This window comes from Streptomyces mesophilus (genome assembly GCF_040300965.1).
Taxonomy (GTDB): Bacteria; Actinomycetota; Actinomycetes; order Streptomycetales; family Streptomycetaceae; genus Streptomyces; species Streptomyces mesophilus_A.
In genome coordinates this window covers 1-7,517 of record NZ_JBEPEW010000245.1, presented here as the reverse complement: position 1 = coordinate 7,517, position 7,517 = coordinate 1, and the positions used below count along the sequence as shown (strand labels likewise).

The following is a 7,517-nucleotide window of genomic DNA, read 5'->3' as shown; positions in this document are numbered from 1 at the left end:
CGGGCGGCGGGGTGCTCGGCGGCCCGGCCGGAGGCGGCGGGGTCGCGGGCTGGCCGGCCGGGGGCGGCGGGGTCTGCGGGTAGCCGTAACCGGGCTCCTGCGGCGCGCCGAAACCGCCCGGAGGCGGGTCCTGGGGTGCGCCGAAACCGGGAGGCTGGTCGTTGGCACCGTCGTGGGGTGGCTGGGGCGGCTGTGACATGGGGATCTCTACCTCTGGTGATACGGGAAGTCGGGGAGGGGACTGGTGCTGAGGCCCGGCCGTGTGAACGACCGGGTCCGGGACGTCACTTGCCGAAGGACAGCATGCGGGCTTCCTCTTCGCCGTCGTCACCCATGAGACGTGAGGACGTCATGAAGAACCGGCCGTCGGCATAGGCGATCGGTCCGCTGAACATCGAGCTCTCCACGGACTGCGCACCGCTCGAGTGCTTCTGCAGCACCGTCGGCTTTCCGCCGGTCGGCCCGAACTTCACGATCTGGCCGCCGGTGTCGTAGGTGGGGTCCACGTAGCCGATGAGGTCCGAGCCCACCACCGTCAGCGGGAGCACCTGGCGATTGTCGACCTTGGAGCGCCACTTGGGCTTGCCCGTGGCGAGGTCGAAGGCTACGACCTCGTTGACGCGGTTGTAGTCACCGGACTTCTTCGGCTCGGTGGCCATGTAGAAGGTGTCGCCGCCGGCGACCATGCCGTCGCAGCTCTGCGAGTTCTCGCTGCCGATGCCCAGGCCCCCGCACTGCTGACGGAAGCTGTCCTTGCCGCCTTGCAGCTGCGAGCGGAGCTTGCCGGCGTCGGTGAACGCGGCGATCGACCAGGACTTGTCCTCGTCGTTGGTGAGCGAGACGACGATCGGAGACTCGGAGTAGACCCGGTTGACGCTCCAGCCCTTCTTGATCTGATAGCGCCACTTCACCTTGCCGGTGACGGGGTCGTACTCCTTCAGACGCTTGTGCTCGTTGGGCGAGTTGGCGCCGCAGCTGTCGACACCGAGCAGCTTCTTGCCGCCCGCGTACGCGGTCGGGAAGCAGACCCCGGAGTCCTCCTTCTTCGCCTGCCAGATCTCCTTGCCGTCACTGACGCGGTAGGCCGTACCGGACAGATCACGCCCGGCGAGCAGGGTGTCCCCGGAGATCACCAGGTCGAGCGTGATGACGCTGTCGAACGCGCCGCTCGGCTTGACCTCCTTGGTCCAGCCTTCCTTGCCGGTCTTGAGATCGATCATCAGCAGCTGGTTGCACTTCGCGCGGTCGCTGGTGCCGGACTTGTGCGCGATGACGACCTTGCCGTCGGGCGTCTGGTGCTTCGGGGTGTCACACACCTCGAAGGGCAGCTCGACCGACCACTTCTCCTTGCCGTCCTTCACCGAGAACGCGGTGACCTCGCGGTAGGCGGCCTGCACCACGACATCGCCCTGGGTCCAGATGTCGAACAGCTCCGCACCGTTGCCCGGTACGTCCTGGCCGTTCATCGCGAGCCAGGCCGGGACCTCGCCGTCCTTGATGCCGTCGTTGATCGACGCGTCCTGCTTGCCGGTGCCCTTGCCGTCGCCCTGGTCCACGGACTCGGACGGCTTCGGGTCCTTCTTGCCGTCCGCGCTCGGCTTGGCGACCGGCTCCTCGGTCTTGCCGTCGTCGCGCACCAGGAAGAACACACCGCCGCCGATGACGAGCAGCCCGGCCACGGCCGCCGCCACGATCGCCCCGGGCTTGCCCTTGAAGAACCGCCCGAAACCGCCGCCTTGACCACCCGGCCCGCCCGGTCCGCCGGGCGCGGGCGCACCGGGGTACTGGGCCTGCTGCGGGTAGCCGTAACCGGGCCCCGGCTGCTGGTACGGGCCGACCGGCTGCCCGTAGGGGCCCGGCTGCTGGGCATAGGGCCCGGGCTGCTGGGCGTACGGTCCCGGCTGCTGCGCATACGGCCCGGACTGCGACGGGTCGGCGGGCGGGCCCTGCGGATATCCGTAACCGGGCTGAGCGGGGGGCTGGCCCGCGGGCGGCGGCGGAGTGCCGGGCTGCTGCGGCTGCTCCGGCCCCCCGAATCCCCCGGGGGGCCCGGACGGTGGTCCTGGCGGCTGGGGCGGCTGGCTCATCGTTCGGACTACCTCATCACGCGGAACCCGCTGCCCGACCGGCCTCCCCCGCAATTCCGTTGGCGGTCTCAAATCCCCCCGGAAAGGAGCGAATCGGGCATGGTTCCCGCAACTCTGCTTCACTTCGGCGGGAGTTCTTTCTATCACCCGGCCGCAGTACGCCAAGGGCCGGTCGCTCCCCTGTTCCCAAGGGAGGACCGGCCCGTGATACGGCTGTTACTGCGGCGGTGAAGGCCGTGCGGACGTCTCTACTGAGCGTCCTCCGCCAGCTCCAGCCACTTCATCTCCAACTCCTCGCGCTCACCGGCGAGTTCCCTGAGCTGGGCGTCGAGGTCGGCGACCTTGCCGAAGTCGGTGGCGTTCTCGGCGATCTGCGCGTGCAGCCTGGTCTCCTTCTCGGAGATCTTGTCCAACTGCCGCTCGATCTTCTGCAGCTCCTTCTTGGCCGCACGCTGGTCGGCGGCCGACTTGCCGGGCGCCGGCGCCGCGGGGGCGGCCGGGGCGGCCGCGGCGGTGGCGGCCGTTTCCATGGCGAGCACCCGCTGCCTGCGCTCCAGGTACTCGTCGAGCCCGCGCGGCAGCATCCGCAGGGTGGCGTCGCCGAGCAGCGCGTACACCTTGTCGGTGGTCCGCTCGATGAAGAACCGGTCGTGGGAGATCACGATCATCGAGCCCGGCCAGCCGTCGAGGAGGTCCTCGAGCTGGGTGAGGGTCTCGATGTCGAGGTCGTTGGTGGGCTCGTCGAGGAAGAGGACGTTGGGCTCGTCCATGAGCAGCCGCAGGATCTGCAGCCTGCGCCGCTCACCACCGGACAGGTCCCCGACGGGGGTCCACTGCTTCTCCTTGCTGAACCCGAACTGCTCGCACAGCTGGCCTGCGGTCATCTCCCGGCCCTTGCCGAGGTCGACGCGGTCACGGATCTGCTGCACGGCCTGCAACACCCGCAGCTCGGGGTCGAGTTCACCGACCTCCTGCGAGAGATACGCGAGCCTGACCGTCTTGCCGACGACGATCCGTCCGGCCGCGGGCTGCGTCTCGCCCTGCGTACGGGCGGCCTGGGCCAGCGCGCGGAGCAGCGAGGTCTTGCCCGCGCCGTTCACGCCCACCAGACCGATGCGGTCGCCGGGCCCGAGCTGCCAGGTGATGTGCTTCATCAGCATCTTGTCGCCGGCCTGCACGGAGACGTCCTCGAGGTCGAAGACCGTCTTGCCGAGCCGGGCGCTCGCGAACTTCATCAGCTCGCTGGTGTCGCGCGGCGGCGGCACATCGGCGATCAGCTCGTTGGCGGCCTCGATGCGGTAGCGCGGCTTGGAGGTACGGGCCGGGGCGCCGCGCCTGAGCCAGGCCAGCTCCTTGCGCATCAGGTTCTGCCGCTTGGTCTCCTCGGTCGCGGCGATCCGCTCCCGCTCGGCGCGCGCGAACACGTAGTCGCTGTAGCCGCCCTCGTACTCGAAGACATCGCCCTTCTGCACATCCCACATCCGCGTACAGACCTGGTCGAGGAACCACCGGTCGTGGGTCACGCAGACGAGCGCGGAGCGGCGCTCCTGCAGATGCCGGGCGAGCCAGGAGATGCCCTCGACGTCGAGATGGTTCGTGGGCTCGTCCAGGACGATCAGGTCCTGGTCGGCGATGAGCAGTTTGGCCAGCGCGATCCGCCGGCGCTCACCACCGGACAGCGGCCCGATCACGGTGTCGAGGCCCTGCGGGAAACCGGGCATGTCCAGGCCGCCGAACAGTCCCTGCAGTACGTCACGGATCTTGGCGCTGCCCGCCCACTCGTGGTCGGCGAGATCACCGATCACCTCGTGCCGGACGGTCGCCTCGGGGTCGAGCGAGTCATGCTGCGTGAGCACGCCGAGCCGGAGGCCGCCGCTGTGGGTGACGCGGCCGGTGTCGGCCTCCTCCAGCTTGGCGAGCATGCGGATCAGGGTGGTCTTGCCATCGCCGTTGCGCCCCACGACGCCGATCCGGTCCCCCTCGGAGACGCCGAGCGAGACACCGTCGAGCAGGGCACGGGTGCCGTACACCTTGCTCACGGACTCGACATTGACCAGATTGACGGCCACGTTCACTCCTGTACCGGGGGTTCGACGATCGACTTCCGCGACCGACCTACCAGGGTAGTCGCCACACGGAGCGCGCTATCGTTCGGCGATCTCCCGGGGGGGCGGGAGCACAAGGGCACAGGGGCGGGAAGCAGCGACATGCGCAGTGCGGTGATACGAGGAGTCCTGGCGGCGGCCGTGATGGCGGGGCTGGTGGCGGGGTGCTCGGGCGGTGGGGACGGGAAGACTTCCGGGGCTTCCGGCAGCAAGGCGCCCGGCGCCGGGAAGTCCGACGGCTCCGGAAAGTCCGACGACTCGAAGAACGGCGACGCGGACACAGGCGGTGCGAAGGGCAACCCGCCCGCCAAGTCCGGCGGCAGCGTCGGAGCGGCCGGTTCGGCGTGCAAGCTGCCGGTGACCTTCGGAATCGCGGCCAAGTGGGAGCCGACAACGGTCGATATCGACCCCGACTCCAACGATCTCGCCGATCTCCTGCGCCAGGGGCCGGTGGTCATCCGCTGCGAGGTCAACGGCAAGAAGGCGGATTCCATCGCCTTCATCCGGGCCCACCTCGAGGAGTCCCCGGCAGGGGGCAGCCCGCGCAAGGTCCTCGAGGGCTACGTCGCGGCGGACGAGGACCCGAAGGGCGCCACGTACACGACCTTCGCGGCCGGGGGCGAAACGGCCACGGAGGTCGTCTACACCACCACGAGCAAGCTCCTTGAAGAGGAGCGCAAGGCCCGCGCCTTCGCCGTGGGGACCCCGGACGGGGTGGTCCTCGTGTCGCTCGGCGGCTTCGACTCGGAGGAGCCCGAGGTGCTCTCGGCGTACGAGCTGGCCAAGCAGACGCTCAAGGTCAACTGACGGCCCGTACAGGCCGGGTCGGCGCACCGCCCCGGCCCGCCCGCTCCACCAGAAGCCAGCCGCCGAGCGCCATGGCGACCGCGACGGGAGCCGTGATGCGGAACGCGATCAGCATCGCCGAGTGGCCCTCCAGAAGGTCGCCGTAGCCGACCATCGACAGGCCGAGCACGCCGAACAGGCAGAGGGTGATGCCGAGCGCGGCGAGCGGACCCGAACCGCCGGTCCGTGCGCTCGGGCCCGCGGGGCGCGGGCTCGGGCCGGACGGACGCCGGCTCGGGGCCGGGCGCACGGCCGCGGGACGCTCGAAGCCGCGGAACGCCGCGACGAGCACGGCCGTGAGCACCGCCGCCGCGAGCAGCCGCACGGGAACCTGGGCCCACCAGGCCGCGGTCGCCGGAGCGGGCAGCGTGACGTCGAGGCCGAGCAGCACCCCGTACACCCCGAGCATGGCCGTCAGATGCCACAGGAACGCGGTCATCGAGATCCCGTTCGCGGCGACGACGGTCCGCCACACCTTGGGCTGCCGCAGCCACCGCGCCGCCGGCCGCCGCACCAGCTCGACCGCGCCGACCAGCCACAGGCCGTGGCAGAGCAGGGCGAAGGTGGGCGGCGCCATGTTGGAGACCTTCTCGCCGGGCATCCCGACCATGCTCAGCGGATACGGGCCGAAGGCCACGAGCGCCGAGGCCCCGAGGACACCCGGGGCGGCGAGCAGGGACGGAAGGCGAAGGCGGCCGTCGGCGCGCAGGAAGCCGAGCTGGTGGACGGCGAGCCAGACGAACGCGAAGTTCAGGAACTCCACGTACGGGACCCCGGCGGCGAACCGCAGCAGATCCACGGCGGCGGCCGCGGCGACGAGCCCGCCGAAGGCGCCCCACCCGTACCGCTCGTGCAGCTTGAGCAGCGGCGGGGTGAAGGCGACCATCGCGAGATAGATCCCTATGAACCACAACGGCTGTGTGATGAGCCGCAGCGTGATGTCGGCCAAGTGCGGGCTGCCGCCGATCAGTTGGAGGATCAGCGCCGCCGCTCCCCACACCAGGATGAACACCATGGTGGGGCGCAGGAGCCGCTGCAGCCGGGCGCGCAGGAAGGCCGCGTACACCGAGGAGCCGTCCTCGGACTTCCGCTCGAGGGAGCGGTAGGACAGCGCGTGCGAGAACCCGCCGACGAAGAAGAACACCGGCATGATCTGCCACGCCCAGGTGAGCAGCTGCAGTTGGGGAACCTCGGCGAGCAGGTTGCCGAGCTGGACCTGCCCCGCCGCGTCGGTGCTCACGGCCGCCATCAGCCAGTGCCCGAGCACCACGGTCCCGAGCGATGCCACTCGGAGCAGGTCCATGTACCGGTCCCTGGTGGCCGGTGTGTTCTCCGCGAGTACGCGCACGTCTGATGCCATGCGGATACGGTCGCGCGCGGCGGGGGTGGCCGATCAGGGCTCAGGTACTCAAATCGGGGCTGAGTATCCGGCCCTGTCAGACGGCCGGAGCCACCACGGTCGCGCCGTCGGCCGGTCCTGACGCCAGCCGCACCGCGCGGCAGGTCCCCGAGGCGAGCAGCGCCGAGGCGATCTCGTCCGCGGACCCGGCGGACTTCGCCAGGAACGCCGTCGTCGGTCCCGAGCCCGACACCAGCGAGGCGAGCGCCCCTGCCTCGGAGCCCACCGCCAGGGTCCGCGCCAGGGCAGGGAAGAGCGAAAGGGCCGCGGGCTGAAGGTCGTTGACCACGGCCTGGGCGAGCGAGGTCGCGTCGCCGTCGCGCAGCGCGGCGAGCAGTGCCGGGGACGCGACCGGTTCCGGGACGGCGGCGTGGGCCGTCAGACGGTCGAACTCGCCGTACACCGCGGGCGTCGAGAGGCCGCCGTCCGCCAGCGCGAACACCCAGTGGAAGGACCCGCCCACCGGCAGCGCCTGGAGCAGTTCACCGCGGCCCGTGCCGAGCGCGGCGCCGCCGAGCAGCGAGAAGGGCACGTCGCTGCCCAAGTCGGCGCAGATGGCGAGGAGTTCCTCGCGGGACGAGCGGAGGTCCCAGAGGGTGTCGCAGGCGAGCAGGGCGCCCGCGCCGTCCGCCGAGCCGCCCGCCATGCCGCCGGCGACGGGGATGTCCTTGGCGATGTGGATGTGGACGTCCGGGGACAGACCGTGCCGGGCGGCGAGCGCGATCGCGGCCCGGGCCGCCAAGTTGGAGGTGTCGAGCGGGACTTGATGGGCGTCGGGCCCCGAGCAGGTGATCTTCAGAGAGGCAGCCGGGGTGACCGTGACCTCGTCGTAGAGGCCGACGGCGAGGAAGACGTTGGCCAGGTCGTGAAAGCCGTCGGGGCGCGCGGCGCCGACCGCGAGCTGGACGTTGACCTTGGCCGGCACTCGTACGGTGACACTCACGCGCCGGCCTCCACGACCTGCTTGTTCTCGGCGATACGGGCGAACTCCTCGACGGTCAGCGCCTCCCCGCGGGCCTGCGGCGAGATGCCCGCCGCGACGAGGGCCGCCTCGGCGGCGGCGGCCGAGCCCGCCCATCC

5 protein-coding genes and 2 pseudogenes are annotated in these 7,517 nt (G+C 70.9%); 1 reads left to right on the top strand and 6 read right to left on the bottom strand.

Annotated features, from left to right (window positions below; all coding sequences use genetic code 11):
- The 3 genes and pseudogenes from ABT367_RS39850 to ABT367_RS39840 form a co-directional block, all read right to left on the bottom strand.
- Positions 1-199, bottom strand: a pseudogene (locus ABT367_RS39850) (PQQ-binding-like beta-propeller repeat protein); the annotation flags it as partial.
- Between the two features lie 85 nt (positions 200-284).
- Positions 285-2,087 (bottom strand): PQQ-binding-like beta-propeller repeat protein, encoded by a 1,803-nt coding sequence (locus ABT367_RS39845; RefSeq protein WP_352258668.1) that lies wholly within the window; start codon positions 2,085-2,087, stop codon positions 285-287.
- Between the two features lie 248 nt (positions 2,088-2,335).
- Positions 2,336-4,156 carry an ABC-F family ATP-binding cassette domain-containing protein gene (locus ABT367_RS39840; RefSeq protein ID WP_352258666.1) on the bottom strand — a complete coding sequence of 607 codons (1,821 nt, stop codon included), beginning with the start codon at positions 4,154-4,156 and terminating at the stop codon, positions 2,336-2,338.
- 138 nt (positions 4,157-4,294) lie between these two features.
- On the opposite strand from ABT367_RS39840, the gene ABT367_RS39835 reads away from it, so the two are divergent.
- On the top strand, positions 4,295-4,999 hold the full coding sequence (locus ABT367_RS39835) for a lipoprotein (RefSeq protein ID WP_352258664.1): 705 nt from the start codon (positions 4,295-4,297) through the stop codon (positions 4,997-4,999).
- Here the strand turns inward: ABT367_RS39835 and ABT367_RS39830 are convergent.
- The 3 genes and pseudogenes from ABT367_RS39830 to ABT367_RS39820 form a co-directional block, all read right to left on the bottom strand.
- Positions 4,992-6,398 (bottom strand): acyltransferase family protein, encoded by a 1,407-nt coding sequence (locus ABT367_RS39830; RefSeq protein ID WP_352258662.1) that lies wholly within the window; start codon positions 6,396-6,398, stop codon positions 4,992-4,994. The genes ABT367_RS39835 and ABT367_RS39830 overlap by 8 nt on opposite strands.
- Before the next feature lie 76 nt (positions 6,399-6,474).
- Positions 6,475-7,380 carry a 4-(cytidine 5'-diphospho)-2-C-methyl-D-erythritol kinase gene (locus ABT367_RS39825; RefSeq protein ID WP_352258660.1) on the bottom strand — a complete coding sequence of 302 codons (906 nt, stop codon included), beginning with the start codon at positions 7,378-7,380 and terminating at the stop codon, positions 6,475-6,477.
- A pseudogene (locus ABT367_RS39820) lies at positions 7,377-7,517 on the bottom strand (16S rRNA (adenine(1518)-N(6)/adenine(1519)-N(6))-dimethyltransferase RsmA); the annotation flags it as partial. The pseudogene ABT367_RS39820 and the gene ABT367_RS39825, both read right to left, overlap by 4 nt.

Coding starts and splice junctions, on each gene's coding strand:
- ABT367_RS39845 (WP_352258668.1), bottom strand. CDS start 2,087: ATGAGCCAGCCGCCCCAGCCGCCAGGACCACCGTCCGGGCCCCCCGGG.
- ABT367_RS39835 (WP_352258664.1), top strand. CDS start 4,295: ATGCGCAGTGCGGTGATACGAGGAGTCCTGGCGGCGGCCGTGATGGCG.
- ABT367_RS39830 (WP_352258662.1), bottom strand. CDS start 6,398: ATGGCATCAGACGTGCGCGTACTCGCGGAGAACACACCGGCCACCAGG.